Origin of the sequence: Arthrobacter sp. 2RAF22 (assembly GCF_052115325.1) — a bacterium.
GTDB lineage: Bacteria > Actinomycetota > Actinomycetes > Actinomycetales > Micrococcaceae > Arthrobacter.
Window position 1 is genome coordinate 404272 of sequence record NZ_JBFRGL010000001.1, and the last position, 26092, is coordinate 430363.

At 64.2% G+C, this 26092-nt stretch carries 29 protein-coding genes; 12 read left to right on the forward strand and 17 right to left on the reverse strand.

Translation table 11 applies throughout. From position 1 onward, the window contains the following. The first annotated feature begins 46 nt into the window (after nucleotides 1–46). A complete protein-coding gene (locus AB4068_RS01770) occupies nucleotides 47–826 on the forward strand; it encodes an alpha/beta fold hydrolase (RefSeq protein WP_441432534.1) in 780 nt (259 codons plus the stop codon). 13 nt (nucleotides 827–839) lie between these two features. Here AB4068_RS01770 and AB4068_RS01775 read toward each other — a convergent pair whose 3' ends face one another. After that, nucleotides 840–1352 carry a DUF1877 family protein gene (locus AB4068_RS01775; RefSeq protein WP_284991403.1) on the reverse strand — a complete coding sequence of 171 codons (513 nt, stop codon included), beginning with the start codon at nucleotides 1350–1352 and terminating at the stop codon, nucleotides 840–842. Between the two features lie 342 nt (nucleotides 1353–1694). Between AB4068_RS01775 and AB4068_RS01780 the strand changes: the two genes are divergently transcribed. From AB4068_RS01780 to AB4068_RS01790, 3 genes are read left to right on the forward strand one after another with little or no spacing between them, the layout of a single operon-like run. Then, entirely contained in the window at nucleotides 1695–2387 is a 693-nt protein-coding gene (locus AB4068_RS01780) for a histidine phosphatase family protein (RefSeq protein ID WP_441432535.1), read from the forward strand. Between the two features lie 24 nt (nucleotides 2388–2411). Continuing rightward, a complete protein-coding gene (locus tag AB4068_RS01785; RefSeq protein WP_307052557.1) occupies nucleotides 2412–2966 on the forward strand; it encodes a DUF3090 domain-containing protein in 555 nt (184 codons plus the stop codon). Then, nucleotides 2966–3733, forward strand: a complete 768-nt coding sequence (locus AB4068_RS01790) for an SCO1664 family protein (RefSeq protein ID WP_441432536.1) — start codon at nucleotides 2966–2968, stop codon at nucleotides 3731–3733. The genes AB4068_RS01785 and AB4068_RS01790 overlap by 1 nt, the downstream gene beginning before the upstream one ends. Before the next feature lie 21 nt (nucleotides 3734–3754). Here the strand turns inward: AB4068_RS01790 and ychF are convergent, their stop codons facing one another. Continuing rightward, nucleotides 3755–4840 (reverse strand): redox-regulated ATPase YchF, encoded by a 1086-nt coding sequence (ychF, locus tag AB4068_RS01795; protein WP_441432537.1) that lies wholly within the window; start codon nucleotides 4838–4840, stop codon nucleotides 3755–3757. A gap of 123 nt (nucleotides 4841–4963) precedes the next feature. On the opposite strand from ychF, the gene AB4068_RS01800 reads away from it, so the two are divergent. Then, nucleotides 4964–6178 carry a DNA recombination protein RmuC gene (locus AB4068_RS01800; protein WP_441432538.1) on the forward strand — a complete coding sequence of 405 codons (1215 nt, stop codon included), beginning with the start codon at nucleotides 4964–4966 and terminating at the stop codon, nucleotides 6176–6178. Nucleotides 6179–6251: 73 nt separating this feature from the next. Here AB4068_RS01800 and AB4068_RS01805 read toward each other — a convergent pair whose 3' ends face one another. Beyond that, on the reverse strand, nucleotides 6252–7337 hold the full coding sequence (locus AB4068_RS01805) for a 4-hydroxy-3-methylbut-2-enyl diphosphate reductase (RefSeq protein ID WP_284991398.1): 1086 nt from the start codon (nucleotides 7335–7337) through the stop codon (nucleotides 6252–6254). Further along, on the reverse strand, nucleotides 7334–8224 hold the full coding sequence (locus AB4068_RS01810) for a hypothetical protein (RefSeq protein WP_284991396.1): 891 nt from the start codon (nucleotides 8222–8224) through the stop codon (nucleotides 7334–7336). Before AB4068_RS01810 ends, AB4068_RS01805 begins: the two co-directional genes overlap by 4 nt. 246 nt (nucleotides 8225–8470) lie before the next feature. Here AB4068_RS01810 and xseA point away from each other — a divergent pair, with 246 nt between their 5' ends. Both xseA and AB4068_RS01820 read left to right on the forward strand, forming a co-directional pair. Continuing rightward, the gene (xseA, locus tag AB4068_RS01815; RefSeq protein ID WP_441432664.1) at nucleotides 8471–9826 is read left to right on the forward strand and encodes an exodeoxyribonuclease VII large subunit; all 1356 of its coding nucleotides are present in this window, start codon (nucleotides 8471–8473) and stop codon (nucleotides 9824–9826) included. Between the two features lie 3 nt (nucleotides 9827–9829). Then, nucleotides 9830–10087, forward strand: coding sequence for an exodeoxyribonuclease VII small subunit (locus AB4068_RS01820; RefSeq protein ID WP_059387462.1), 258 nt, complete (start codon nucleotides 9830–9832; stop codon nucleotides 10085–10087). Here AB4068_RS01820 and AB4068_RS01825 read toward each other — a convergent pair. The 7 genes from AB4068_RS01825 to AB4068_RS01855 all read right to left on the reverse strand — a co-directional run bounded on the left by AB4068_RS01825 (nucleotide 10084) and on the right by AB4068_RS01855 (nucleotide 16439). Beyond that, nucleotides 10084–10938, reverse strand: a complete 855-nt coding sequence (locus AB4068_RS01825; protein WP_059387461.1) for a polyphosphate kinase 2 family protein — start codon at nucleotides 10936–10938, stop codon at nucleotides 10084–10086. The genes AB4068_RS01820 and AB4068_RS01825 overlap by 4 nt on opposite strands. A 50-nt stretch (nucleotides 10939–10988) precedes the next feature. Beyond that, nucleotides 10989–12209, reverse strand: a complete 1221-nt coding sequence (locus tag AB4068_RS01830; RefSeq protein WP_059387460.1) for a pyridoxal phosphate-dependent aminotransferase — start codon at nucleotides 12207–12209, stop codon at nucleotides 10989–10991. A 142-nt stretch (nucleotides 12210–12351) separates the two neighbouring features. Then, nucleotides 12352–13296: an ABC transporter substrate-binding protein gene (locus tag AB4068_RS01835; RefSeq protein WP_284991392.1), complete on the reverse strand. Its 945-nt coding sequence runs from the start codon at nucleotides 13294–13296 to the stop codon at nucleotides 12352–12354. Continuing rightward, nucleotides 13293–14039: an ABC transporter permease gene (locus tag AB4068_RS01840; protein WP_284991390.1), complete on the reverse strand. Its 747-nt coding sequence runs from the start codon at nucleotides 14037–14039 to the stop codon at nucleotides 13293–13295. Before AB4068_RS01840 ends, AB4068_RS01835 begins: the two co-directional genes overlap by 4 nt. Further along, the gene (locus AB4068_RS01845; protein WP_284991389.1) at nucleotides 14036–14758 is read right to left on the reverse strand and encodes an ABC transporter permease; all 723 of its coding nucleotides are present in this window, start codon (nucleotides 14756–14758) and stop codon (nucleotides 14036–14038) included. The genes AB4068_RS01840 and AB4068_RS01845 overlap by 4 nt, the downstream gene beginning before the upstream one ends. Continuing rightward, nucleotides 14758–15843 carry an ABC transporter ATP-binding protein gene (locus AB4068_RS01850; protein WP_332601989.1) on the reverse strand — a complete coding sequence of 362 codons (1086 nt, stop codon included), beginning with the start codon at nucleotides 15841–15843 and terminating at the stop codon, nucleotides 14758–14760. Before AB4068_RS01850 ends, AB4068_RS01845 begins: the two co-directional genes overlap by 1 nt. A gap of 137 nt (nucleotides 15844–15980) precedes the next feature. Then, a complete protein-coding gene (locus AB4068_RS01855) occupies nucleotides 15981–16439 on the reverse strand; it encodes an NUDIX hydrolase (RefSeq protein ID WP_059387458.1) in 459 nt (152 codons plus the stop codon). A gap of 56 nt (nucleotides 16440–16495) precedes the next feature. Here AB4068_RS01855 and AB4068_RS01860 point away from each other — a divergent pair, with 56 nt between their 5' ends. Then, nucleotides 16496–17539, forward strand: a complete 1044-nt coding sequence (locus AB4068_RS01860) for a pirin family protein (RefSeq protein ID WP_441432539.1) — start codon at nucleotides 16496–16498, stop codon at nucleotides 17537–17539. 9 nt (nucleotides 17540–17548) lie between these two features. Here AB4068_RS01860 and AB4068_RS01865 read toward each other — a convergent pair whose 3' ends face one another. Both AB4068_RS01865 and AB4068_RS01870 read right to left on the reverse strand, forming a co-directional pair. After that, entirely contained in the window at nucleotides 17549–18463 is a 915-nt protein-coding gene (locus AB4068_RS01865) for an N-acetylglucosamine kinase (RefSeq protein WP_441432540.1), read from the reverse strand. A 34-nt stretch (nucleotides 18464–18497) separates the two neighbouring features. Next, on the reverse strand, nucleotides 18498–19472 hold the full coding sequence (locus AB4068_RS01870; protein WP_332601992.1) for a LysR substrate-binding domain-containing protein: 975 nt from the start codon (nucleotides 19470–19472) through the stop codon (nucleotides 18498–18500). Nucleotides 19473–19579: 107 nt separating this feature from the next. Here AB4068_RS01870 and AB4068_RS01875 point away from each other — a divergent pair, with 107 nt between their 5' ends. Continuing rightward, nucleotides 19580–20854, forward strand: a complete 1275-nt coding sequence (locus AB4068_RS01875; protein WP_284991380.1) for an MFS transporter — start codon at nucleotides 19580–19582, stop codon at nucleotides 20852–20854. 6 nt (nucleotides 20855–20860) lie between these two features. Here the strand turns inward: AB4068_RS01875 and AB4068_RS01880 are convergent, their stop codons facing one another. Continuing rightward, nucleotides 20861–22024 (reverse strand): trans-sulfuration enzyme family protein, encoded by a 1164-nt coding sequence (locus tag AB4068_RS01880; protein WP_284991379.1) that lies wholly within the window; start codon nucleotides 22022–22024, stop codon nucleotides 20861–20863. Between the two features lie 131 nt (nucleotides 22025–22155). On the opposite strand from AB4068_RS01880, the gene AB4068_RS01885 reads away from it, so the two are divergent. Further along, complete coding sequence (locus tag AB4068_RS01885; protein WP_059387454.1) at nucleotides 22156–22659, forward strand: Lrp/AsnC family transcriptional regulator; 504 nt, start codon at nucleotides 22156–22158, stop codon at nucleotides 22657–22659. A 34-nt stretch (nucleotides 22660–22693) separates the two neighbouring features. Here the strand turns inward: AB4068_RS01885 and AB4068_RS01890 are convergent, their stop codons facing one another. The 3 genes from AB4068_RS01890 to AB4068_RS01900 form a co-directional block, all read right to left on the reverse strand. Continuing rightward, nucleotides 22694–22921, reverse strand: coding sequence for a 2-nitropropane dioxygenase (locus AB4068_RS01890; protein ID WP_306958920.1), 228 nt, complete (start codon nucleotides 22919–22921; stop codon nucleotides 22694–22696). After that, complete coding sequence (locus AB4068_RS01895) at nucleotides 22918–23583, reverse strand: ArsR/SmtB family transcription factor (RefSeq protein ID WP_059387452.1); 666 nt, start codon at nucleotides 23581–23583, stop codon at nucleotides 22918–22920. Before AB4068_RS01895 ends, AB4068_RS01890 begins: the two co-directional genes overlap by 4 nt. Before the next feature lie 90 nt (nucleotides 23584–23673). Beyond that, nucleotides 23674–24912 carry an MFS transporter gene (locus tag AB4068_RS01900; RefSeq protein ID WP_332601995.1) on the reverse strand — a complete coding sequence of 413 codons (1239 nt, stop codon included), beginning with the start codon at nucleotides 24910–24912 and terminating at the stop codon, nucleotides 23674–23676. Between the two features lie 169 nt (nucleotides 24913–25081). Here AB4068_RS01900 and AB4068_RS01905 point away from each other — a divergent pair, with 169 nt between their 5' ends. Beyond that, entirely contained in the window at nucleotides 25082–25642 is a 561-nt protein-coding gene (locus tag AB4068_RS01905) for an Lrp/AsnC family transcriptional regulator (protein WP_059387451.1), read from the forward strand. Nucleotides 25643–25651: 9 nt separating this feature from the next. Continuing rightward, complete coding sequence (locus AB4068_RS01910) at nucleotides 25652–26077, forward strand: DUF1761 domain-containing protein (RefSeq protein ID WP_059387450.1); 426 nt, start codon at nucleotides 25652–25654, stop codon at nucleotides 26075–26077. Nucleotides 26078–26092: the final 15 nt, after the last annotated feature.

Consider the following 26092-nt stretch of genomic DNA (forward strand, 5'->3'; position numbering starts at 1 on the left):
CGCGGCCGCTCAAGGTGGCGCTGCCAGTCACGGAACGAGGAGCCTGATGCCCACTTTCGAGGTTCCCGGAGCCGAGCTTGCGGTTGCTTTGAGCGACGAAGGTGGACACCCGGTTGTCCAACTGCATGGCCTGACATCAAGCCGCGCGCGTGATCGGGTGCTCAACCTCGACCTCGGCCGAGGGCTGAGTGGAACTCGACTGCTGCGGTACGACGCACGCGGCCATGGCCGGTCGACAGGGCGCAAGGTCCCCGAGGACTATCAATGGCAAAACCTCGCCGATGACCTCCTGCGGCTGCTCGATCGCTGGTTCCCAGGCGAACGTGTCCACGGAGTCGGTCCCTCGATGGGTACCGGCACGCTCTTGCACGCCGCTTCCCGCGAGCCTGGCCGCTTTAGCGGGCTCACGCTGATGGTGCCACCCACCGCGTGGGAAACCCGAGCCGCCCAGGCTGCAAACTACCGGGCTGCCGCGGCGCTTATCGAGGCTGTTGGCGTCGAGGAATTCCTGGACACCACGCGCGGGGCAACACCGCCGCCGGCCACAATTGGGGCGCCAGAGACCGTGCCCGACGTCGCCGACGCCCTCTTGCCGTCGTTGTTTCGAGGCGCGGCACTCAGCGATCTGCCTGATCTTGAGGCCCTCGCGCGAATCGACGTACCGGCGACGATCCTGGCCTGGGTCGATGATCCGGGCCACCCGCTGTCAACCGCGGAAACCCTTACCGCGCTGCTCCCCCAAGCAACGCTGACAGTAGCCCGCACCCCGGAGGACGTCGAAACCTGGCCTAATATCCTGAGCCAGGATGTCGCCGGTTGGGGCTAAGCCAGGATGATCGTTACCCGATCAGGTAGACCATGCCGCGCCCCTCGTCGGCGAGATTGGTGGCGAAGACCCGGGCCCGTCGAAGATAGCCAACGGCATACTCGACGTCAAGGTCCCGATCGACATATGGCGAATCCGGCAACCGCTGCCTCACCTCCGCATCAGAGATATCGTCCAAGTCCTGAGCAATCGACAAAACCTCGGACGGAGTCAGGGCCCTTACCCACGGATCCCAACCTTCGCCATGCATGGTCACGTTGCCTTCAAACATACGAAAAGCGGGTCGCGCCGCCATGGCCGCCCCCAATGGGGCCGTGAGAACCTGCAGATGCCGCCATGCCTTGTCCAGATAGAGCATGTCGCGCTCAGATATCAATTGTTCGAAGGTGGTACCGCTGGTCCCGACACCAGGGTCAAGGCCCCAAGCATCAGCAAGTGGATCGACGGACACGAAGGTCATCGGGTCGGAAAGCACCTGTTCAGTGAGTTCGCCGTCGAATGCATATGCGTAATATCTGATTCCCATTCACCAAGTATTGCCAAAGCGCAAGCTGCGCAGGAGGGCTGAGTTGCGTTATGTGGATAACTCGCGAGATGAACTGTACCGGCATGTCGATGACCAGCCGCACCGATTTGTTCACGCACCCCTGAGAGGCGTGATGGCCGCGATCTGCCCGGCCGCACGATCTTCGGCAACGGCGGGGATCGGTCATCGGCGAAAGACCGGGCACCTGACCAGGATGTAAACGCCGTGATCGCCGTGGGCAGCAGGCATCCGGCCGGCGAAGTCGCCCTGGTCTACCCCGTGCCGGATAGGACGGCGTAAATATCCGAGCCACCGCAGCGAGCGGGTGGTTAGGCTGGGTGGATGGCGACAGTTATCCTCGTGCGGCACGGCCGCACCACAGCCAATGCCACCGGGCTGCTGGCCGGGCGGTCGGTCGGCATCAGCCTGGACCAGGTCGGGCGCGACCAGGCGGCTCTGGCTGGAGACCGGCTCGCCGCGGTGCCCTTGGTCGCGGTGGTGTCGAGCCCGCTTGAGCGTTGTCAGCAGACCGCCCAGCTCATCCTCGATCGCCAGGCTGGCACGCCGTACGCGCCGGTCGATCCCGATCTCACCGAGTGCGATTACGGTCAGTGGCAGGGCCGCATGCTCAGTGATCTCGCGACCGAGGATCTGTGGCCGGTTGTGCAGTCCCAACCGTCCGCCGTCGTCTTTCCCGGAGGTGAATCCATGGCCGCGATGCAGGCCCGGTCGGTGGCCGCGATTCGGCGCCACGATGCAGCCTTCGAAGCCGAGTACGGGCCAGGAGCTGTGTGGGTTGCGGTAAGTCACGGTGACATCATCAAGTCAATCCTCGCCGACGCGCTCGGCATGCACCTTGACCTGTTCCAGCGTATTACCGTGAACCCCGCTTCCGTATCGATCGTGCGCTACGGCGGTAACCAGCCGAGCGTCTACGCGACCAACACCGATGCGGGTGATCTGTCCTGGCTGTCGAACGGCATCCAGTCCGGCGATGCGCCGGTGGGCGGCGGTCCAGGGCGGAAGGCGCCATGAACCTCATGTGCCTAGAATACTGACATGCCTACACGTGTTCACGAGTTTGCCTGGCCTGATCGGGTCGTCGTCGGCACCATTGGCCTTCCGGGGGCGCGCACGTTCTACCTGCAGGTGCGCGCCGGGACGCAGATCGTGACTGTGGCCCTGGAGAAAGAGCAGTCGGCTCTGCTCGCGGAGAAGATCGACGAAATTCTCGACCAGCTCATCACCGTGGAGGGCAACCCCTTCAGCGTCCCCACGGGTACTCCCGTTGAACTTGTCGACAATGACCAGCTCGAGTCCGTTGAGGAGCAGTTCCGCACCGGCGCCATGAGCTTAGGGTGGGACCCAACCACGGCCCAGATCGTACTAGAGGCCTTCCCCATCACCGATGCCGACGCCGACGCCGACGACAACGACAACGATGAGGACAGCGCTAACGAGACCGAAATGCTGCTGGTCCGCATGCCGGTCGGCACGGCCCGCGCCTTCGCCAAGCGCACCCGTGAGATCGTGGGCGCCGGGCGTCCGACGTGCCCGCTCTGCGGGTACCCCATCGACGCCGACGGGCACATCTGCACCCTTCCCGAGGTCTGATGCCGACGCCGGAGCTCGGGACCGCCGAGTTGACGCTCACCGGCCGCATCACGACGGCTTCAAACGCTACATTTCTGGGCAGCATCGGCGACGTGGTGGTCGTCTATAAGCCGAAAGCCGGCGAAACTCCGCTGTGGGACTTTCCCCACGGCACCCTGGCCCACCGGGAGGTGGCCGCGTACCTGGTCTCGCAGGCATTCGGCTGGGACATCGTGCCGCACACCTGGCTGCGCGATGGTCCGATGGGCGAAGGAATGGTGCAGCTCTGGCAGGAGCAAGACCCCGCCCAAAACGCCGTGGACCTCGTGGCGACAGACCACGTGCCGGAGACGGGCTGGAAGCACGTTCTCGAGGGACGGGATGGGAACGGACGCATGGTCACCCTCGTTCACGAAGACTCGCCAGCGCTCAGGCGCATTGCGGTGTTCGACGCAGTCGTCAACAACGCCGACCGCAAGGGCGACCACATTCTTGCCATGCCGGACGGACACCGGCACGGCGTGGACCATGGGCTCACCTTTCACCGCGACCACAAGCTGCGCACGGTGCTGTGGGGATGGCTGGGAGACCCTCTGACCGCCGAGGAACGCGAGGGCATCGATCGTGTCAGCGAAGGACTGCACGGTGGGCTGGGCCGAAACCTGGCGGAATTGCTCAGCGCCGAAGAAATCGCATCGCTCGCCGCGCGCTGCGCCCGGTTGCGTTTGGCAGGGCGGTTTCCGGCTCCGAGCGGCGAGATGTCGGCGGTGCCTTGGCCGCTGTTCTAGGGAATTGCCCTCCCGCAGGGGCTAGACGTTGAAGCGGAACTCCACCACGTCGCCGTCGGCCATGACGTATTCCTTGCCTTCAATTCGGACCTTGCCGCGGGACTTTGCCTCGGCCATGGACCCGGCGGCGATGAGGTCATCGAAGGAGACAACTTCGGCCTTGATGAATCCGCGCTGGAAATCCGTGTGGATGACTCCAGCGGCCTGGGGCGCGGTGTCGCCACGGTGGATGGTCCAGGCGCGGGCTTCTTTGGGACCAGCAGTCAGGTAGGTCTGCAGTCCAAGCGTGTGGAAGCCGACGCGTGCCAGCTGGTCGAGGCCGGATTCGTCCTGGCCGTTCATCTCGAGCATCTCGCGGGCTTCTTCCTCGTCGAGTTCGACGAGATCCGATTCGAGCTTGGCGTCAAGGAAAATGCAGTCCGCCGGCGCCACCATGGCGCGCAGTTCCTCTTGCCTTTCCGGGTTGCCGAGGATTCCTTCGTCCGAGTTGAAGACGTAGATGAAGGGCTTGGCCGTGAGGAGGCTGAGCTCTTTGAGGTGCTCCATCTCGAGCTTGTCGCTCTTGACCGAGGAGAAGATCGTGTCGCCACGTTCCAAGACGGCCTGGGCAGCCAGGATCGCTGCGAGTTCCGCGGCTTCCCGCTTCTTGATCTTGACTTCCTTTTCGATCCTGGGAATGGCCTTTTCGATCGTCTGGAGATCGGCCAGGATCAGTTCGGTGTTGATCGTCTCAATGTCCGAGCGCGGATCGACTTTGCCGTCGACGTGAACAACGTCGGGGTCATCGAAGACGCGGATGACCTGGGCGATGGCTTCTGCTTCGCGGATGTTCGCGAGGAACTTGTTGCCCAGGCCTTCGCCCTCGGAGGCGCCCTTGACGATACCTGCGATGTCAACGAACGAGACGACCGCGGGCAGGAGGCGCTGCGATCCGAAGACCTCCGCCAACTTCTGCAGGCGCGGGTCCGGGAGGTTGACGACGCCGACGTTTGGCTCGATGGTGGCGAACGGGTAGTTCGCGGCCAGCACCTGGTTGCGGGTCAGTGCGTTGAAAAGAGTTGATTTGCCGACGTTGGGCAGTCCGACGATGCCAATAGTAAGAGCCACGAGCATTGATTCTACCCGTTGAGTGCCCCTCTCCGCTTTCGCGGGTGGAACCGTGGACCCCACGCCCGGGTGCCTTGATCCGGCTTCGCTATATTGTCCGACCCCTATGCCAAGGTTGGAGACATGGATGGTTTTGCAGTAATACTCGCTTTGTTCATGCTTCTTCTGGGAGCGGCCGCCGGGGTGGTGGCTGGTTTCCTGCTGTTCAGGCGCCGCACTGCCGCGCTTGAGGAAGATTTCGACGGCGTCTCCGCCCGGCTTGCCGCGGTGAACGCCCAGTTTGCCGCCGCCGACGCCGAACGGCGGCTTCTGCTGTCGCAGAACCGTGAACTGAACGAGTCCAGGAACCAGGATGGCAGTGTGTTGCGCGCGCTCGCCCCCGTTGCCGAGAAGCTGACGGCCGTCCAGCAACAGGTCTCGCTTCTGGAGCGTGATCGCTTGGAGCAGTACGGCCAGCTTGCCCAACAGCTCGAGGAAGCCCGGCTGTCCGATGAACAACTCCTGCGCTCCACGCACGCACTGGCCTCCGCCCTTCGGTCGAACAGTGCCAGGGGGCAGTGGGGTGAAGTCCAGCTGCGCCGGGTGGTGGAGGCCGCCGGCATGCTGCGTCACGTCGATTTCCATGAGCAAGTGCATTCCGCGTCCGCCGACAACGCCGTCCGGCCGGATCTTGTGGTCCAGTTGCCGGGTGGAAAGCAGTTGGTGGTGGACGCCAAGGTTCCGTTGGCGTCCTACCTCGCTGCCCAGGAACAGGGCAATTCCACCCAGCGGGTCAACGGCCTCCAATCTGTGGGCAACGGCGCGGATGCCCTGCTGCTCGCACATGCGAAGGCCCTCAAGTCCCACGTGGATGCCCTGGGGTCCAAGAAGTACTGGGACATCCCCGGCAACTCGCCAGAGCTGGTGATCTGCTTCCTGCCCGCGGAGTCCATCCTGGCCGCCGCCCTCGAAGCGGACCCTGCACTCTTGGATCACGCCCTATCCCGGAACGTGGTGCTCGCGTCCCCCGGCACCTTGTTGGCAGTTCTAAAGTCCGTCGCCTTCACCTGGCGCCAGGACGTCCTGACGGACAATGCCCGGGAGCTCTTCGAGCTCGCCCGGCAGCTCTACGAACGCATGGGGACGCTCGGTGACAACGTAGGCAAGCTGGGTTCGTCGCTGAAGACCTCGGTGGATCGCTACAACGCGCTGGTCGGAACGCTGGAAGCACGCGTCTTGCCCACCGCACGGAAGCTCAACTCCATGGACACCGACGGGCTGGTGTCGCCGTCGGCCGTGGAAGCCGTGCCGCGGACCCTTGCCGCACCCGAACTGATCGAAGACGAATCCGCGGCCTAGGACTGTCTGGTAGTCGTCCGGGCCCGCACCCTGTGCTGGGCCCGGACCCAGGACCCAGGACCCAGAACCCAGACTACGAAGTCGGTCGGTTCCCGCGCCCACCCAAGGCGCGAGTGACGTCCCCGGCCTCTTTGAGGGTGGCGCGCAGTTCCTTCGGCAGGGAGAACAGCAGGTCTTCCTCCGCCGTCACCACCTCTTCAACCGCACCGTAACCGTAGTCGGCCAGCAATCGGAGAACGTCCTGGACCAGGACCTCCGGAACGGAAGCGCCAGACGTCACGCCCACGGTGGCAACGCCTTCGAACCAGCTCTCGTCGACTTCGTTCGCGAAATCGACCCGGTAAGAGGCCTTGGCGCCATATTCAAGCGCCACTTCGACGAGCCGCACGGAGTTGGAAGAATTCGCAGATCCCACCACAATCACGAGGTCGGCCTGCGGGGCAATCTTCTTGATGGCCACTTGGCGGTTGGTAGTGGCATAGCAAATGTCGTCGCTGGGCGGATCCTGCAACGTGGGGAACCGCTCCTTGAGCATCCGGACGGTCTCCATGGTCTCGTCGACGCTCAGCGTGGTCTGCGAAAGCCAGATGGTCTTCTCCGGATTGCGCACAGTGACCTTGTCCACCTCATGCGGACCATTGATGATCTGGATGTGGTCCGGGGCTTCGCCCGCCGTTCCTTCCACTTCCTCGTGGCCGTCGTGGCCGATCAGGAGAATGTCGTAGTCTTCCTTGGCGAAGCGGACGGCTTCGCGGTGCACCTTCGTGACAAGCGGGCAGGTGGCATCGATGGTCCGAAGACCACGGTCTTCGGCCGATTGCACGACCGCCGGGGACACGCCATGGGCCGAGAAGATCACGAGGGCGCCTTCGGGTACCTCGTCCGTCTCTTCAACGAAGATGGCACCCTTCTCCTCCAGCGAGGTGACCACGTGGACGTTATGCACGATCTGCTTGCGCACGTAAACCGGCGGCCCATAGTGTTCCAGTGCCTTCTCCACCGCGATGACCGCACGGTCGACGCCTGCGCAATATCCGCGGGGGGCCGCGAGCAAGACGCGCTTGGGGCCGGCGACCGGAGCGGCGGCCAGCACCTCTTCCGGCGTCCGACGCCTACGCGGGACAGAGGGCATCGGAATGGAAACTGCTGAGCTGGTCATCCCTCCATGCTACCGGCAGCGTTCACCCGCACGCTCGGCCTGGCTTTGCGTGAGAAGATCACGCCGAGCAGGCCAAGAAGCGCGAGCACTCCAGCGGCAATCCAGGCGATGGTGATCCAGCCGGCGAAATTGTCGACCGCCGCTGCCAGCAGCTCACGCGCGAAGAGGCCACCCGTAGCGGTTCCGCCCAGGCCCGCATCGCCTGCGCCCTTCAGCACCGTCGTGGCCACTTGCCACAGCGCCGCGACTGCGGCCAAGCCCAGTCCGGCAAAGAGGAGAACCACACCCCGGCGCCTCGCGGCAAGCAGGCCCAGGGCAAACAGCAGGACGGCGCCGAGGCCGGGAATCCACCACATCGGCGCATATGCGGCGATGGCATCTACCTGCTGGCGCTGGGCGGGGCCGCCGATGTTGATCAGCGTGGAGTCCGGCGTCGCAATGGGGAGGCCCGTTGCCGCGTGCAGCCGGTCAGCGGCAAGCTTGACCAAGGGGCCGACGTCGAGCACCAAGGACGTTCCCGCGGTCGAGTTCCCGGGGCGGGCACTGCCTGCGAAAGTCAGTTGGTGGCTCCGGCGTACGGTTTCATTCCACGCTTGCGGGTATTCGGGCCACGTGGTCATCGCGGTGGCCGCGTCCTTGAGGAAGGAAGCGCCAAGTTGTTCCACCGGCGCCGGCAGGTTGACCTTGGATTCCAGGCTTGCGACGGCAGTAGCCGCCAGGCGCGCTTGGAACGCTTGATCCTTCCCGATCGAAGAGGTAAGCGCCACAAACCCGTCTTCCCGGACGATGTTGGTGTCCGTCCATGCCATCGGGACGGCGATTGCTGTGAGCAGAAGGGCAAAGATCACTGCGATTGCAGAGACGAACGAGCGCAATGGATTCCTCAAGTTTGGAGTGCAGCAGTTCCAGGCGGGGCGACGACGGGTAAATGTCGGCCATGCATGCTACAAGGTATGGATAGAGTTGGAAGCCTGCCGCCTGCTTTTCGGTAGCAAATTTTCAGTAGCTCTTATAGCAGGAATGCTTCCGGCACCCCTAGCAAAGTACCAGCGAGGACAGAACCATGCACCAGCCACCAACAGGAGGCTACCCGCGTGTCCTATGACGCCGTACCCGGCGGGGCGCCACGCGGGTTGCCGATTTCGGGATTCCCGAACCCTGGATCAGAGGACGAAGAGTCCCGCCAAGGAGAACCCACGAAGGCAGAGTCAACCCTTCCGGCGACGGCGTCGGAGACCAGTCCCGACAATCCTTGGCCGCTGCAGTTGCTGTCCCGCAAGCTCAAGACCCACATAGAACGGGCTCCGGCCGCTTGGATCGAAGGCCAGGTCATCGAGCTCAACCGTCGCGGCGGCAGCGCCTTCGTGACGCTGCGTGATACCGACGCAGAGATCTCCTTGCCCGCATCGTTGTGGTCCAATGTCCTGGACCGCCAGAAGATGCCGCTGGAGCGTGGCTCACGCGTCGTGGCCTTGGTGAAACCTGAATTCTGGCTCAAGACCGGCCGGCTCAACATGTCGATCAAGGACATCCGTCCCGTCGGCCTCGGCGATCTCCTCGCCAGAATCGAGCGCTTGCGCCAGGCCCTTGGCGCTGAAGGGCTTCTTTCAGACTCGAGGAAGAAACGGCTGCCCTTGCTCCCCCACCGGATCGGGCTCATCACCGGCCGCGATTCCGACGCCAAGAAAGACGTCCTGCGCAACGCAGCGCTTCGCTGGCCCGCCGTCGAATTCGCCGTCCGGGAAGTCGCAGTCCAGGGTGTCACGGCGGTCGGCCAGATCCTGGCTGCGCTCAAGGAGCTCGACGCCGATCCGCACGTGGACGTGATCGTGATCGCCCGTGGTGGCGGAGCCCTGGAAGATCTGCTTCCGTTCAGCAACGAAGAGCTCGTCCGGGCAGTATCCGCGGCGGCCACTCCGGTGGTCAGCGCAATTGGCCATGAAGCCGACCATCCCATCCTGGACGACGTCGCCGACCTTCGCGCATCCACGCCCACCGACGCCGCAAAGAGGATCGTCCCTGACGTCGCCGAGGAATTGGCGAGGGTACGCCAGGCCCGCGAGCAGCTACGCCGCGGCGTGGGACGCCTCGTGGACCGCGAAACGGATCGACTCCACGCGCTGAGATCACGCCCTGTGCTGGCGTCCCCCGAAGGAATGGTCACGGCGCGGGAGGACGACGTCGAACGGCTCCGGAAGCACGCCCACACTGCGGTGAGCTCCGCGGTTATCCGCGCACTTGACCAGGTGCACCACCTTCGCGCCCAGGTAAGGGCATTGTCCCCCCAAAAAACCTTGGACCGCGGGTACGCCGTCGTCCAGCTTGCGGGAGCGGACGGAGTGGGACACGACGTCGTCCGGAACCCGGACCAGGCCCCTGACGGCACGGAGCTGACGCTCCGTTTGGCGGAAGGCCGCCTTGGCGCTGTATCTTCCGGAACCATGGCACCTGCCGGACAACCCAGCCAGCACAAGCAAAATGAGGACTAAGAAATGACAGCAGAAAACACATCCCCTGCGGCCAAGGCTTCCGCTGAGGACCTGGACGCCCTCAGCTACGAGGAAGCCCGCGAGCAGCTCATGGCCATCGTTGGCCGCCTCGAAGCCGGCGGAGCAAGCCTTGAGGAATCACTCGCTCTCTGGGAACGCGGCGAGGCTTTGGCGAAGCGCTGCGAAGAGTGGCTGGAGGGTGCCCGCAGAAGGTTGGCCGCGGCCCGGAACAACGGCGAGGATGAAGCGACGGCCTCTTAGGATTGGACGGCCATCGCCCGTTCCGCCGACACGTCAAAGTCGGCTTTCGGCCAGCTCAGGTCCAGCTTCCCGAGGGCCTCAAGCAGAAGCTCCTGGACGGCGATCCTCGCGAACCATTTCTTGTTCGCCGGAACCACATACCAGGGCGCTACCTCCGTTGAGGTCTTCTCAAAGACCAGCTGATAGGCCTCCATATAGGAATCCCAAAACGCGCGTTCCTTGAGATCGCCTGTGCTGTACTTCCAGTGCTTGGACGGATCATCCAATCGCGCCAGCAGTCGCGTTTTTTGTTCATCGCGGCTGATGTTGAGCATGACTTTGACGATCGCCGTGCCCTGTTCGGCCAAGCCTGCCTCGAACTCGTTGATGGCCGCATAGCGTCGTTCCAGTTCATCTTCATTGGCCCAACCGTGCACCCGGTGGATCAGCACGTCCTCGTAGTGGGATCGGTCAAAAACCCCGACGAATCCCGCGGCCGGCAGTGCCCTCTCGATCCGCCACAGGAAATCGTGGGCCTTCTCCTCATCAGTCGGAGCCTTGAACGGAGCAACCTTGACACCCTGGGGATCCATCGATCCGACGACGTGCTCAACAATCCCGCCTTTGCCCGCCGTGTCCATGGCTTGGAGGATCAACAGCACTCGTTTGGAACTGCCGAATTTTCCCTCGGCAAAGAGCATCTCCTGCAGGACGTCCAAACGACCGTCCTGCGCTGCCAGCAAGGCGACGCCGTCAGACTTCTTTCCCTTGTAGCCGGGCGTCGATTCGGGGTCTGCTGCATCCAGCGAGAATCCAGGCCCGGCCTTCAAGATCGTGGATACCTGCTTGGTGAACTCCTTGGTCCCGGCCATATCGATGTCCCCTCTGGTCCGGCCGCATTCGTCGCGGCTTGCACAACAGGCTAGTTGCCTTGGTACCGCCCGAGGAAGTCCGCCATGCGTCCAATCGCTTCTTCAATGTCCTTGACGTTCGGCAAGGTCACCATGCGGAAGTGGTCAGGCCGCACCCAGTTGAAGGCGCGTCCGTGTGAGACGAGAATTTTTTGTTCTTTGAGCAGGTCGAGGACGAATTTCTCGTCGTCGCGGATGTGATAGACCTCGGGGTCCAACTTCGGGAACAGATAGAGGGCACCCCTGGCCTGTTGTGTGCTGACACCGGGGATGGCGTTGAGCAGATCGTAGGCCTTGTTCCGCTGTTCGAGGAGCCTGCCGCCGGGCAAGATGAGATCGTTGATGCTTTGGTGGCCACCGAGGGCGGTCTGGATGGCATGCTGGGCCGGCACGTTGGCGCAAAGGCGCATGTTGGCCAGCAGGTTGATGCCCTCGAGGTAGTCTGCGGCGTCTTTCTTGGGGCCGGAGATAGCCATCCAGCCGGCGCGGTAGCCACATACCCGGTAGGCCTTGGACAATCCGCTGAACGTCAGGCAGAGGACATCGTCGCCGGTGAGTCCGGCAAGATTCACGTGGACAGCGTCTTCGTAGAGGATCTTCTCGTAGATCTCGTCGGCGAACACAACGAGTCCATGCTTTTCAGCGAGGGCTACGATCTTCTTGAGGGTTTCCTCCGGGTACACGGCACCCGTGGGGTTGTTGGGGTTGATGACCACGATGCCCTTGGTTTGAGGCGTGATCTTCGATTCCATGTCCTCGAGGTCCGGCTGCCAGCCCGATTCCTCGTCGCACAGATAGTGGACCGGACGGCCGCCGGCAAGTGCCACCGAGGCGGTCCAGAGCGGGTAGTCGGGAGTGGGAATGAGGATCTCATCCCCCACCTCCAGCAAGGCCATGAGGGACATGGTGATGAGCTCGCTGACGCCGTTGCCAAGGTAGATGTCGTCAACGTGGATGTTTTGGATGCCGCGGGTCTGGTAGTACTGCGAGACGGCGGTACGGGCCGAGAAAATTCCGCGCGAATCGCTGTATCCCTGGGCATGCGGCAGGTGGCGGATCATGTCCACCAAGATCGCGTCCGGCGCTTCAAATCCGAACGGTGCCGGGTTTCCGATATTCAGTTTGAGGATGCGGTGACCCTCTGCCTCCATCTGCTGGGCGGCCTGAAGAATCGGTCCACGGATGTCGTAAAGGACATTATGAAGCTTGGTGGACTGCTTGAATTCTGCCATTCATCAAATATGCCACACCGGGGATGTACTTCCGTTGAGACATCACTCACATTGGGGACGACGGCGGCGAGGCCCACACCAGGGTTCCTCGCCGCCGTCGTCCTTAGCCGGGGCCTCCGCCGCCGGGCACTGCTTGGGAAAGCTACTTCACGATCCCTTTGTCCTTGAGCCAAGCGGCTGCAGCGTCCTTTGGATTCTGCTTTTGGTTGCCACTGACCGCGCGGTTCAGGTTGATGAGGTCGTCCGTGGTGAGGATCTTCGAAACGTTGTTGAGGGCTGCCTTCGCCTTGTCCGTCATCTTGGCCATGTTGTACAGCGGGAGGACCTGCTGGGCCTTGAAGTTGTTCTTGGGATCATCCAGGACCACCAGCGCGTTGTCCTGGATGGACGGCGTGGTGGTGTAGATGTCGGCAACCTGGACATCATTGGTCAGCAGGGCCTGCAGCGTGAGGTTCCCGCCGCCGTCGCTGAACGGCTTCAGGCCCTTGAGCACGCAGTTGTAGTTGGCTTTGAGGCCAGGGAACCCGTAGGCGCGGGTCTCAAAGGTTGCCGGTGCTGCCATCGTGAGGTCCCCACAGACCTTGGCGAGGTCCTCGATGGACTTGAGCTGGTACTTCTCCGCCGTGGCCTTCGTGACAACCATGGCGTCCTTGTCCTCAGCCTTGGCGGGATCGAGCACTCCCAAGCCCTGCGGAAGCTTCCCGGGCAGCGCCTTGTAGACATCATCGGCCGATACCTGCGTGGCGTTCGTGTCCAGGTAGGACAACAGGTTTCCGGAGTAGTCAGGGGCGAGATCGATCGAACCGTCCTGTACGGCCTTGAAGTAGATCTCGCGGGATCCGATATTGGGCTTTGTCGTAGCGGTAACGCCGGCGGCGTTCAGTGCTCCGGCGTAGATTTCGGCGATGACCTGGCTCTCGGGGAAATCTGCCGAGCCCACCGTGAGCGAGCCGCCGGCCCCGGAGGGGGCGTTGGTGGACGGGCTGGACAGCGGGCTGCCGCCACATGCGCTGAGTGCAAGGGCAATGCCGACTCCGGCCGCCAGGCCGCCGAGCCCGCGGCGGGTCAGGGTGACGGGTTGCTTCATGCGGTACCTCCTTGAACGGCAGCCCCCGCCGGTGCGGCGGCTGCGAGATCTCCGGCGGCCTTGTGGCCGCCGCTGGAATCGATGGAAAGTCCGGGCGGGAGGAGGATCCTCTGCGCCACGGCCAGAACGAGGTCGACGGCGATTGCCAACGCCGCGATGAGCAGTGACCCGCCGAGCATGCGGGGGAAGTCCTGAAGGACCAATCCGTCAAAAAGATAACGCCCCAGGCCGCCCAGCGGAAGGTATGCCACCACGGAAACCGTCGCGATGACCTGAAGGACCGCCGTGCGGATGCCGCCGAACATGACCTGGAGTCCGTTGGGCAGCTCTACCCGGAACAAGATCTGCAGTTCCGTCATGCCCATGGCCCGGGCCCCGTCAACCACCGTTGGATCCACGCTGGAAATCCCGGCGTAGGTCCCGGCCAAGAGCGGTGGCACTGTCAAGATGACGAGGGCCCAAACCGGGGGCATGAGTCCGCTTCCAGCCAACAGGGCAAAGAGGACAAGCAGGCCGAGGGTCGGAAGTGCCCGCAAGGCCCCGGCGAACGCGACGGCGACCACGCGTCCGTGTCCCGTGTGGCCGATGAAGAGGCCCACCGGCACGGCGATCGCCGCGGCAATTACGAGGACCAGCCCGGAGTACTGCAGGTGTTCCAAGAGCCTTGTGGCGATTCCGCCGCTTCCTGACCAGTGGACCGGATCCGTGAGCCAAGCGAGGGTGTCAACGAAGATGTTGCTCATCGGGCGGCCTCCCCGTGGATCTCGGCATCCGCGATGAACTGCGCCGCTTTACTGTCGGCTTTGCCATCCTGTCTGGTGGTTGCGGCGCTCGCCCGCGTCCAGGGGGTCAGCAGTTTCTCGAGCAGGACCAGGAACGTGTCCATGACGAGGGCAAGCAGGAGAATCGCGATGATGCCGATCACCACCTCAGTGACGAACGCCCGCTGCAGCCCGTCGGTGAACAGCATTCCCAGGTTCCCGACGCCTAGAAGCGCGGCGACGCTGACGAGGGAGATATTGCTGACGGACACCACGCGCAGGCCAGCAAAAAGCACAGGCAAGGAAAGCGGAAGGTCGATCTGGAGGAACCGTGCGGTCGGCTTGAATCCCATGGACACTGCCGCCATGCGGAGGTCGTCGTCCACGGAGTCGAAGGCGTCCATGGCAGCCCGCACGAGCAGGGCAACGGCGTACATGGTGAGGGCAACCACCACGTTGAGTGGATCCAGGATCCGGGTTCCGAGGATCGGCGGCAGGATGATGAAAAGCGCCAATGAGGGAATGGTGTACAGCAGGGAACTTGCTGTAGTGACCACGGTCCTGAGGGTACGGTTCCGGCGGGCCAGTTGCCCCAAGGGCACCGCAATGAGCAGACCCAGAACCATGGGAATCAAAGCCAGGACAAGGTGCTCGCCAGCCCGTTCGAAGACCATGCCGCTGTTCGCCAGGAACCATTCCATCAGGGGGCGTCCTCCCGGTTGTGCCGGGTCTGTTCGATGAGCGCCAGCACTTCATCGGCTTTGAGGACGCCCTCGAGCCGCCCGTCGTCGTCCACCACCACGCCAAGGCCGGAAGGCGAGGACAACGCGGCATCCAGCGCCCTGCGGAGCGTGTCTCCGCGCCGGAACAAGGACCCACCGGGAATCAGCCCGGCGCGGTCGCGTGGTGAAGCCCATCCCATAGGCCGGGAGTCGCCGTCGAGCACCAGCGCCCATTCGGTGCTGCCCGCGGCAACGTGCGGGGCTTCCACGGTCTTGACCGGATGCACCGGAACAGCATCGGCGCCGTTGAAGGAAAGGTGCCGGAATCCCCTGTCACGGCCAACGAACGAGGCCACGAAGTCATTGGCGGGTGCCCGGAGGATCTCTTCGGGTGCCGCGTATTGCGCCAGTTTGCCCCCGACGGCGAAAACGGCCACTTTGTCGCCGAGCACGGTGGCCTCATCGATGTCATGGGTGACGAAAACAATCGTCTTGGCCAGTTCGCGCTGGAGCCGGAGGAGTTCCTGCTGAAGTTCGTCGCGGACCACCGGGTCCACCGCGCTGAAGGGCTCGTCCATGAGCAGCACGGGCGGGTCGGCTGCGAGCGCTCGCGCCACGCCGACGCGCTGCTGCTGGCCGCCGGACAATTGGGACGGGTACCGCTTGCCGAGCACGGAAGCCAGCCCGACGACGTCGAGCAGTTCTTCCGCGCGTTTGCGGGCTGCCGCCCTGGAAACGCCGTTGAGCCGCGGAACGGTGGCAATGTTGTCCAGCACCGAGCGGTGCGGCATGAGTCCTGAGGACTGCATGACGTAACCCATGGAGCGGCGCAACTGGGCGGCAGGTTCGTTCGAGACATCCTTGCCGGCCACGGTGATGGTGCCCGAGGTGGGCTCTACCATGCGGTTGATCATCCGCAGGGACGTGGTCTTTCCGCAGCCCGAGGGTCCGACGAACACGGTGATGGCACCCTTGTCGATGGACATGCTCAATCCATCAACAGCGGGTTGTCCGCCCTGATACTGCTTGGTGACGCTCTGGAACTCAATCATGGCTTCAGCCATTCCGGGGCTTACCTAACTTTTTGGGCCGCAAATATCAACGATGGAACTCAATCAACAGCGAACTGATGTTCTACAGCCTAACCAGCACCACCGACGATGTCAGTGCAGGCGCGAAGACCGTAATGAATCGGCAATGCTCAGGGCGTCTGCAGTTTTCCGTTGAGGGGACGCTCACTGAGCAGGCGGAGGCCGATGTCCACCAGTGACACCCGGTTCAGTCCGGGAACCTTGCCCAGTGGCACCCAGGCGGCGTGGGTAGTGCTGCCGTCAATCTCGTGGGTCAATTCGCCGCCCGTGATGCTTGCCTCGTAGACCAGCCGGATTGCCTGGAAATCACGGCCTGATCCGTCCAGCCGCTCCTCACCCGGCCAGTGGCCGACGTCGATGCCGAGCATCGCTCCGATGTCGGCGTCGTATCCGGTTTCCTCCTGGATCTCGCGGCGGCAACCGTCGACTGGATGCTCCCCCAAATCCAGGCCTCCCCCGGGGAGGGTCCAGCCTTCCTTGCCGTCTTGCTTCCAATAGGCGAGAAGGATCGCTCCGTCGCGGATGACCACTCCGTACGCGGCCGGGCGGGTGTCGAACTGCATGCTCATGGAGCCAGCCTAGGCCTAAGCTGGAGGGAACACTGTTCAGCACATGGAGTTGTATTGTGACCAACTTGGAAACGGCCCCGTCCCAGGAAGTCTGCCCGGCCGGACATCCCGGGCAAGGACCTTTTGTACAGCTCTGGCCGGCCCGCGAGGTTCCCCTCGGCGGCGTCCGGGCCATGAACGTCTCGCGCACCCTCCCCCAACGCGGAATGCCGACGGTTGGAGCCTGGTGCTTCCTGGACAGCTTCGGCCCGGACCGCATCGCGATGAGCGTCCTTCCCCACCCGCACATGGGACTTCAGACGGTCACGTGGCCCCTCCAGGGCGAGGTGCGGCATCGCGACAGCGTCGGAAGCGACGTGCTGGTCCGTCCCGGGCAGTTGAACATCATGACGGCCGGTCGCGGCATTTCGCATTCCGAGTTCGGTGTCCCGCCGGCAGGACTCGACCCGGACGCGCCCGACGGCGGCGACCTCCTGCCGCTGTCCCGGGGCCTTCAGTTGTGGGTTGCTTTGCCCGACGCCGTGAGGCACCGTGCGCCGTCGTTCCAGCAGATCGTCGACCTGCCGGTGGTCGTGGCGGACGGTTTCAGGGCCACTGTTCTCGTGGGAGAGTTCGCCGGACAGCGCTCCCCCGCGGTCATGTTCAGCCCGATTGTCGGCGTGGAAGTCTCAGCCTCGGGCGCCGTCGAGTTGCCTCTGAATCCCGATTTCGAGCATGCGGTGCTGGTCCTGGACGGTTCCGCGATGATCGACGGCCAGGAAGTCGACCCCGGCCCCTTGGCATTCCTCGGCATGGGCCGGGAATCGCTCCGCCTCGACGCAGCCCCGGGAACCCGCTTCATGCTCCTGGGCGGTGAACCCTTCGAAGAGGACATCCTGATGTGGTGGAACTTCGTGGGCCGGACGCACGAGGAAGTGGCGCAGGCCCGCGAAGATTGGGAAGCCCAGGCGCTCCTGAGCGACGAGGACGCCCGTAATGCGCGCTTCGGTTGGATCCATGGCCACGGGCCCGACGCCGGAGCGGAAGCCGGGCGCATCCCCGCACCGCCTATGCCAGGGGTCCAGCTCAAGCCGAGGTCCCGGAACAGGGCTACTGACTAACGGTCCCGACTAGGGCAGCTCTGCGACAATCCGCAGCACACCGAAAACCGGTTCCTGGTCTAGGACCCGGACATCGGTGATCCCGTGTGCGGCCAGTCCCGCCCGGAAAGCGGACTGTAAAGGCTCCACGTTCATGCCGAGCCCGCCGCCAAGAATCACCGGTCCGGGAAGGCCGAGTTGCCGGACGGCTTGCGCCGCGAGTTCCGCGAGATCCCGTCCTGCCTGGTCCAGGAGTTGGCGGCTTATCTCGAGGCCTTCCCGCGCGGTCTCGACTACGGCGCTTGCGCGCTGGGCCCAGTACCGCCGGTCGGTGTCCTCCGAGTGGAACAGCGCGATGAGTTTGTTGGGATCGTCCACCCCGCAGGATTCCAGGAGGGCCGCTGTGAGGCCATCCGGTTCCAGCCCTTTGTTCATGCGCCGGAGGCTGTGGCGCACCGCCTCCCTACCCAGCCAGTATCCGCTGCCTTCATCGCCCAGGAGAAAGCCCCAGCCCCCGGCACGGGCTTCTTCCCCCTCGGCATTCTTGCCCCAGGCCGCGGATCCGGTTCCGGCAATGACAGCCACTCCCGTGCTGGCCCGGCCTGCCGCCAGTAGCAGCCGGGAATCGTGGACCACCGTGACCTGCGCCCCTGGAACATGGGGTTCGATCAGCTCGGCGAGGGCGCGGGCATCGGCGTCGGTGTCGATTCCGCCTGCCCCGGCAAGGACCCGGTCCACGTCGCCGCCGCCGATCATGGCGAAGAGCTCTGCGAGATTCCTGGCCGCCGTCTCGCGGCTCACGTTCTGGACGTTCGAGCTGCCGGTGCTTTCGTCGCGGACCGGTTTGCCGTCTTCGAACCGGACACCGCGGGTCTTGGTGCCGCCGATGTCGAGCCCGATGACCGTTGCGTCGGGCCGGGGGGTTTTGTTCTCTGCAGTCTCCACGTCCAAAAGCCTAGCGCGGGGGCAACGGGTGGTCCTATTGGGTTCCGGATCGCGCTTTGACGAGGCCTGCGAGCAGCCCAGGCCCTTCGGAAAGCACGAGTTCGCGGAAGAGCCTGACGGGGTCCGGTTCCTTGCGCCGTTCGCGCCAGGCAATGCCTATCTCCCGGTATGCGAGCTCCGAGTCGAGCGATACCTCCACCCACCCCAGGTCCGTGGAATCAAGGACACCTTGTGGTCCAGGCCCGAGTCCTCCCGGCGGCAGGATGCTGTAGCCCAGCCCGGCCGACACGAGTCCTCGGATGGTATGCGAGTCCTGGCTCTCGAAAGCGATCCTCGGGCGGAAGCCCGCGTCCCGGAAGATCGCGTCGGTTAGCGAGCGCAGGCCGAAACCGGGTCCCATGGAAACGAACGGCTCATGCTTGAGCTCGGCGAGCCGCACGCTGGGCCGCCGGGCCAACTGATGGCGGTGATGGACCACTAGCCGCAACGGCTCGCGGTACAGAGAAGCCGAGCCGAGGTTCCTGCCCGGAGCCGCCACGGGTGCCGTCAAGGCGAAGTCGGCGTCACCGGCGATGAGCGATTCAAGGCAGGCGGCACGGGCTCCTTGGCTGAGCTCGAAAGCCGTGAAAGGGTGCCGGCTCCGGAATGCGCTCATGAGCAGCGGCAACGTGGCCTCGCCGAATGTGTGTTGGAAGCTCACCGCGATTCTGCCGCGGACAACATCGGATTCGTGCCGGACCACATCCAGCCCCGCCTGGAATTCCGCGAGCGCCGCTTCGATATAGGGAAGCAGCGTCTTAGCGGCCTGGGTCAGCCGGACTCCGCGGCCTTCACGGACAAGGAGCTCGGTCCCGACGACGGCGCTTGCCCGGGCCAGCGCCCGGCTCACCGTCGATTGGGGTACTCCGAGCAACTCGGCCGTCTCCGTGACATGTTCCGTCCGGCCAAGCTCAGCCAGCAGGGGGAGCAACGGCAGCAGTTGGACCAGTTGCTTGTGTTCGATGTCCATGCTTGTCCACCCTCAGATCGACCTCTTCAAAACCATCCATGTCCGCTATCAATATTAAGCGAATCATGCATTGGAGTCATCACTGATGCTCGCCCTACTGTGGAGGGGTGAGTACAAACGCAGCCGCCAAGAGCCCCGCAGAGACCGATTGGGAAGGCCATCTGAAGGGCTCCACCGCTTACCGGCGTATCCTCGCCGGCCTGGCCCTCGCCGGCGTGGCCACCTTCGCGCAGCTGTACTCCACCCAGGCCGTCTTGCCGCTCATGGCAAATGAGCTGCACATCACGGCGGCCGAGGCTGCGCTCACGATTTCCTTGGCCACGGTGGGCCTAGCGGCAACGGTATTGCCGTGGTCCTTCGTCGCCGACAAGATCGGCCGCGTGCGTGCCATGGCCATCGGAATCGCGGCGGCCACCGTCTTGGGCCTGCTCGTCCCCCTGGCCCCCACCTTTCCGCTTGTCCTCGCTTTGCGGGCGCTGGAGGGCATGGCCCTCGGCGGTATCCCGGCGATCGCCATCGCGTACTTGAATGAAGAAGTCAACAAAGTGCACGCTGCGCTCGCTGCCGGCAGCTACGTCGCCGGAACCACCCTCGGCGGTCTTGCCGGCCGCTTGCTCGCGGGACCCATCGGTGAATTGTGGGGTTGGCGGGCCGCCGCCTTCGCGGTCTCCATCCTGGCGACGGCGTCGGCCGCCCTCTTTCTGCTGCTGGTCCCGAAGCCACGCCGCTTCACCCCACGCTCGGCCGGAGGTTTCCGCGGCGCCATGAAGACGTTGGCGGACCATTCCGCTAATCCGCGGCTGCTGGCCCTATACATTCAAGCGTTCCTCTTGATGGGCGGCTTCGTGGCCGTCTACAACTACCTCGGCTTCCGCCTCCATGCCGCGCCCTTCGGACTGCCCGCCACCGTGGTCAGCCTGATTTTCCTGGCCTACTTGTCCGGAACCGTGAGCTCCCGCTGGGGAGCCGGACTGTCCATGAGATTCGGCCGCCGCACGGTCATGCTCGCCGGGATCGCGACAATGACGGCCGGACTGGGACTCACCCTGTGGGACAACCTCGCCGCGGTTCTGGCTGGCTTGGTGGTCTTTACCGGCGGCTTTTTCGCCGCGCACAGCATCGGAGCAGGCTGGACCGGGACCATCGCGACGAGCGGCCGCGCGCAAGCAGCGTCGTTGTATAACCTCTCCTACTACCTGGGGTCCAGCATTATTGGCTGGGCCGGCGGACTCGCCTTCCAGGCTTTCGGGTGGACCGCACTCGCCTGGACGGTCATCGCCTTGGGATGCACGACGGCGGTGATCACCGCCGTCGTGCACCGATCCCCGGCGCCGCAGCTCGCCGTCGTCGGCTCCTTGAACCCGGCCGGACGGGGAAAGTAGCGGGCCCTACCGGGTGGACTCGAGGGCCTGGACCAGGTCGTCGATGATGTCGGCGGGATCTTCCAAGCCGATGGAAAGCCTGAGCATGCGCGCCTGGGGCTTGGCCTCCGGGGCAACCGGGCGGTGGGTCAATCCGGCGGGGTGTTGGATCAGCGTGTCGATGCCGCCCAGCGATACCGCGTGGGTGATGAGGCGGACAGCGCCCGGAATGCGCTCCGCATGCTCGGCCGACTCGAGATCGAAGGAGATCAACGAGCCCGGACCACTCATCTGCGTGCCGACCAGGTGCAGTGGATCGCACTCGGGAAGCCCCGGGTAGTACACCTTGGCCACGAGTTCGTGACTCGCGAGCGCCGCCGCGATCTTGTGGGCGTGGTCCTGTTGGGCACGCACCCGGATGGGAAGTGTCGCCAGGCCGCGGTGCAACAGGTAGGCGGGCCAAGGAGTCAGGATGCCGCCCGTCACGGCACGGACCCGGCGCAGCCGCGTGGCCCACTCCGCACTGGTTGCCACCACGCCGCCCATGGCATCGCCGTGGCCGCCCAGGAATTTCGTGGCACTGTGGAGCACCATCGCGACGCCGTGCTTGAGCGGTTGCTGGAGGATCGGCGTCGCGAACGTGTTGTCCACGAGCACCGGAACGTCTGCGGCGTCGGCCACCAGGCGGTTCAGGTCCACAAGATCCAGGCTCGGGTTGGCCGGGGTTTCCACCACCACCAGGCCGGTGTCCGGACGAAGGGCATCCCGCACGCCGTCGGCCTTGACGAAGGTGACCTGGTTACCCAGCAGGCCGCTGGCCAGGACGTGGTCCGTGCCGCCATAGAGTGGCCGCACCGCAACCACGTGCGTCTTGCCTTCTGATTGGGCGGCGAGCAGCACGGCGCTGAACGCAGCCATCCCCGAGGCAAAACCGACAGCTTGCGCAGCGCCCTCGAGCGCCGCTACGCCGTCTTCGAACCTGGCTACCGTAGGATTCCAGAGACGTTGGTACACCGTGCTCTGACCGTCGAGGGGCACGCCGCCCGTGGCCATCTGCTCGTAGGCGAGGCCGCCGTCGTGGACAGAAGGCAAAGGCGCAGTGGTTGAAAGGTCGATGGGAACGGCATGCACGCCCTGCTCCGTGAGTCCCGTCCGGCCGGCGTGGACTGCGAGTGTATCGATGGCTGTCACTGCTCTCCTTGAATTATTCACCGTTGAATTCGGTCAGTATCTGGCAATAATTCGGAGATTGACAGTGCAAATGAATGGATTGAGTGGAAACTGGCACCTATGATGAATAGACAGCAATTTCAGGAGGATCCGTGACCATCACCCCGAAGAACGTTCGGCCCGTCGGCACCAGCGAGCCATTGGATGCGATCGATGAGCGCATCCTGGCGGCTTTGGTCGACGATGCCCGGATCTCCAACAAGCAGCTGGCCGAACTCGTCGGAATTGCTCCGTCGACGGCGCTCATGCGTACGAGGTCACTCTCCGAACGCGGCATTATCGAGGGTTTCGAAGCAGTCCTCAGCCTCCCGGCGATCGGCCGATCGGTGCAGGCCTTGATCGCCGTGCGCCTTCGCGCGCATGACCGCGACCAGATCGACCGCTTCACGGCCCGGGTCCCCGCCCTCCCTGCAGTGATCTCCACGTTCCACACCTCCGGCTCCGTGGACTACCTGCTGCATATCGCGGTCGCCAACACCGACGACCTCCGCGACTGGGTCCTGGACAACCTCGCCACCGACCCCGTGGTGGGCCACACCGAGACCACTTTGGTCTTCGCCCACATCCAGGGCAACCACGGGCCGCTGCCGGAATAACGGCTGACTTGGACGCGGCTTGGATTAGACCCGCTTAGCGGCGTGGCTCGAGTCCCGAGTGGGCCGCCGCGATAGCGTCCTGGCGCAAGTCGCCGAGTTCCTGCCGGCGCCTCAACGCCGCTTGCTGCACCGCCAGCTCGAGCGGAGGAATGTAGCGCCTGCGCTCGGCCCACGAGACAAGCCCGGATCCGATTCCGGCGGCTGCCGATTCCAACATGGAGGGCCGGCGGTAGGTGCCGCATGATGCGGTGGCTGTGCTCATGACTCTTTCCCTTCGGTGCCTGCTGCGTGCGACTTCGCATCGCGGGACTTCTTGTCTCCGGCCCACGCCGGGACTCCCAGGATCGGGAATGCGTTGAAATGGATCTGCACGGGGCGGGCGTCGTCCGCCTCGGGTTCGCTCCGGATTTCCTCCAGGAGATTGCGGGCGAAGGCTTCCATGGAGCGGGCGTAGCGGCCAAGCTGCTCCGCTGACATCCGGGCGTTGGCTGTGTTGACGATGGCCGCGTCGAGCCATTCTTCGTCCAACGAGTCCATGCCGTGTGCCATGAAGTCGGCGAGGACAGCCTGCCTGCTGCGTTCGAACTCGCGGGTTACCAGCCGCGATGCCTCCTGTGTTGCCGGCGAATGTGCCAACTCGGGCGAAGTGATCTGAATGGCTCCCCTGGGCCGCTCCCACCACCGCTCCCGCGCTGTCCCCTTGCCCTGGACTTCATGGACGAAGTCGAACTTGGCGAGTTGCCGCAAGTGGTAGCTCGTAGCGCCGCTGGATTCATCGAGGAGTTCGGCCAGGCTGCAGGCGGTCTGTGGCCCATACCGGGACAGCATCTCAAGGATCTGAACCCGCAACGGGTGCGCGAGCGCTTTGAGGGATGCCGTGTCGACCTTGCGAACGGGGAATTCCGGCTCTTGAACCTTGTCCATGCCGGAAACGCTACTCTTGCAAAGAAACCTTTGCAAGAGTTTCTTTGCAAATCAATCTTTGCGAACTTAGTTCGCAGTCAGAACCGCCGGTCAGCCCCTGCGGAGCACCCTGCGGAGGGATGCAGCAGCGAGCACCGTAGCTGCCAACCCGCACACCACAGTGAAATAGCTGGCGGCCGCGCCTAGTCCGATCACCGAGGCAGCCAAGCCCAAGCCGATGACCGGCACCGCGCTGCCAAGGTAGGTGATGACGTACACGGTGCTGATGATCTGGGCATGCCGGGACGCCTCGACTTTGCTGGCAACGTCGTTGAACACCAAGCGGAAGGCGATCCCCTGCCCCACCCCGGCGGACAGGCTCGCTGCCACCAGCAGAATCGGACTGGACAGCGATGCCGCCGCGCCGACCAGCACAATGGAAATTCCCAGGACCATCAGGCCAGCGGGCACGGCGAACCTGCCGCGGACCGTCAGCAGCTGGCTGAGCGCGGACGCTGCGAGCGTCAAGCCGGCGAGCAGCCCGGTCATGGGGCGGGAATCGGCGTGCACCACGACGGCGAAATAGCCGGGCGCGAGCGAAAGGCAGAATCCGAACACGGCAAAGCTGAGGAATCCCACGCTCGAGGCCAGCCAAAACGCTCCCCTAGCTTCCCGGGAAACCGAGGGCCGTCGCGGGGCGAGCGCCATGTACGGACGCGGGCCCTCCGCAGGCCGAATCGCCGGACGCGCCTTGAGAAGCCACAACGGGACGAGCAAGAGGAGCAGGACGGCCGCGTGAATGAAGAACGGCGTTGAGGTTGCACCCGGGAGAAGCGAAAGCAGTCCGCCGATGGCAGGACCGGCAGCCACCCCTCCGGAGGATGACAGCAAGGTGAAGCGGGAAGCCCACTCGGGCCGGGACGGAAGCAATTCACGCAAAGCGGCCGAGCTCGCTCCGGTGGCGAGGCCCACGGCAATACCCTGGAGCATGCGGCCCGCTGAGAGCATCAAGAGGTTGTCTGCGTTGGCGAAAACCAAGCCGCCCACCAAGCCCACGAGGACGGCAAGCACCAGCGCTGCACGCCTGCCGATATGGTCGGACCAGTGGCCGGCAAGCATCAGCACAGCCACGAGCGCCAGGACGTAGCTTGCAAAGGCAATCGTCACACCCAGCGACGTGATTCCCAGTTCCGACTGAAGCAGCGGATACAGGGGGCTCGCCAAGTTGGCACCGACCAGCAGTGTGAACATGACGGCGCCGGCCAGGACAAGCCGCGCCGTGGTGGAAGCATCCCAGCCCCAGCGCCCGGCGGTGGCCTGGCGCATGCGCAGTTCGCTAAAGACAGTCATTTCCGTGCCTTCGCCTCAGCGGCCATCGCGGTACCCGGCCTTGCGCGCCTGGACTGGACGGCCCAAAATATTTGATGGCAACAGGATGTCGCAAGCCTGCCAGATAGATCAGATGTCCATGAAAGAATTGATCAAAATCTTCAAAATTGATGTCCATAGATGACCACAAATGAGCCGGAGTGATGATTTGAACACCCTCGATCCGACGGACCTGAAAATCCTGCTGGAGCTGATCCGTGATCCCAGGGTTCAGATCGGTGAACTCAGCGAGTCCCTGGGGATTGCGCGCAACACCGCCCAATCGAGGATGCGCCGCCTTGTCCGCTCGGGCGTATTGAACGACGGCGGCCGCGAGGTCGACCTCGAAAAGGTGGGGTACGACGTCGTCGGCTTCGTGACGCTGGAGGTGACCCACAGGGAACTCGACGGCGTGATCGGAGCCCTGCGCCGCATCCCCCAGGTCCTCGAGGTGCACGAAATTTCCGGGCGGGGCGATCTCTTATGCCGGGTGGTGGCCACCGACACGCACAACCTGCAAACCGCGCTCCGCTCCATCCTCAGAACCAAGGGCGTCATCCGCACGGAAACGGTGCTTGCCCTGCACACCCATATCCCCTACCGGACAGAGCCGCTCATCGGCAGGCTCGTGGATGCCGCTGAGACGGCCGACGCCGCGAAACGGGTCAAAGCACAGGTTTCCACTGATTCGCCGGTCAGGGAAGCCGACTAGGATTCCAGAATGGATTGGCTCTCTTCTCTTCAGCACCTCAACTGGCTGGCGATACTCCTGGCCTTCGTTTCCAGCATGGTCATCGGATTTGTCTGGTACATGCCGGCGGTCTTCGGCAGACGGTGGATGCAGGCCATTGGCAAGACCGAGGAAGACCTCAAGAAGATCGACGGCGGCGCAGGAATCTGGATCCCCCTGATGGTGGCCGCAGCCCTCACGAGCATCGTGTTGGCCGTCCTGATCGGCAAGCTGGGCGTGCAAGGAAGCTTGCACGCTGGTTTCTTTGCGCTGGTGATTGCGGTGGTATTCCGAGTCGGCGGCCACGTCATCCACAACGGTTTCGCGGGCAGGCCGTCCGCCGTGACCCTCATCGACTCCGGCCATGACATCGTGGCCATGACTGCCGCCGGGGCAATCATCGGGGCGTTGCAGTAGAGGAGGAGAATAACC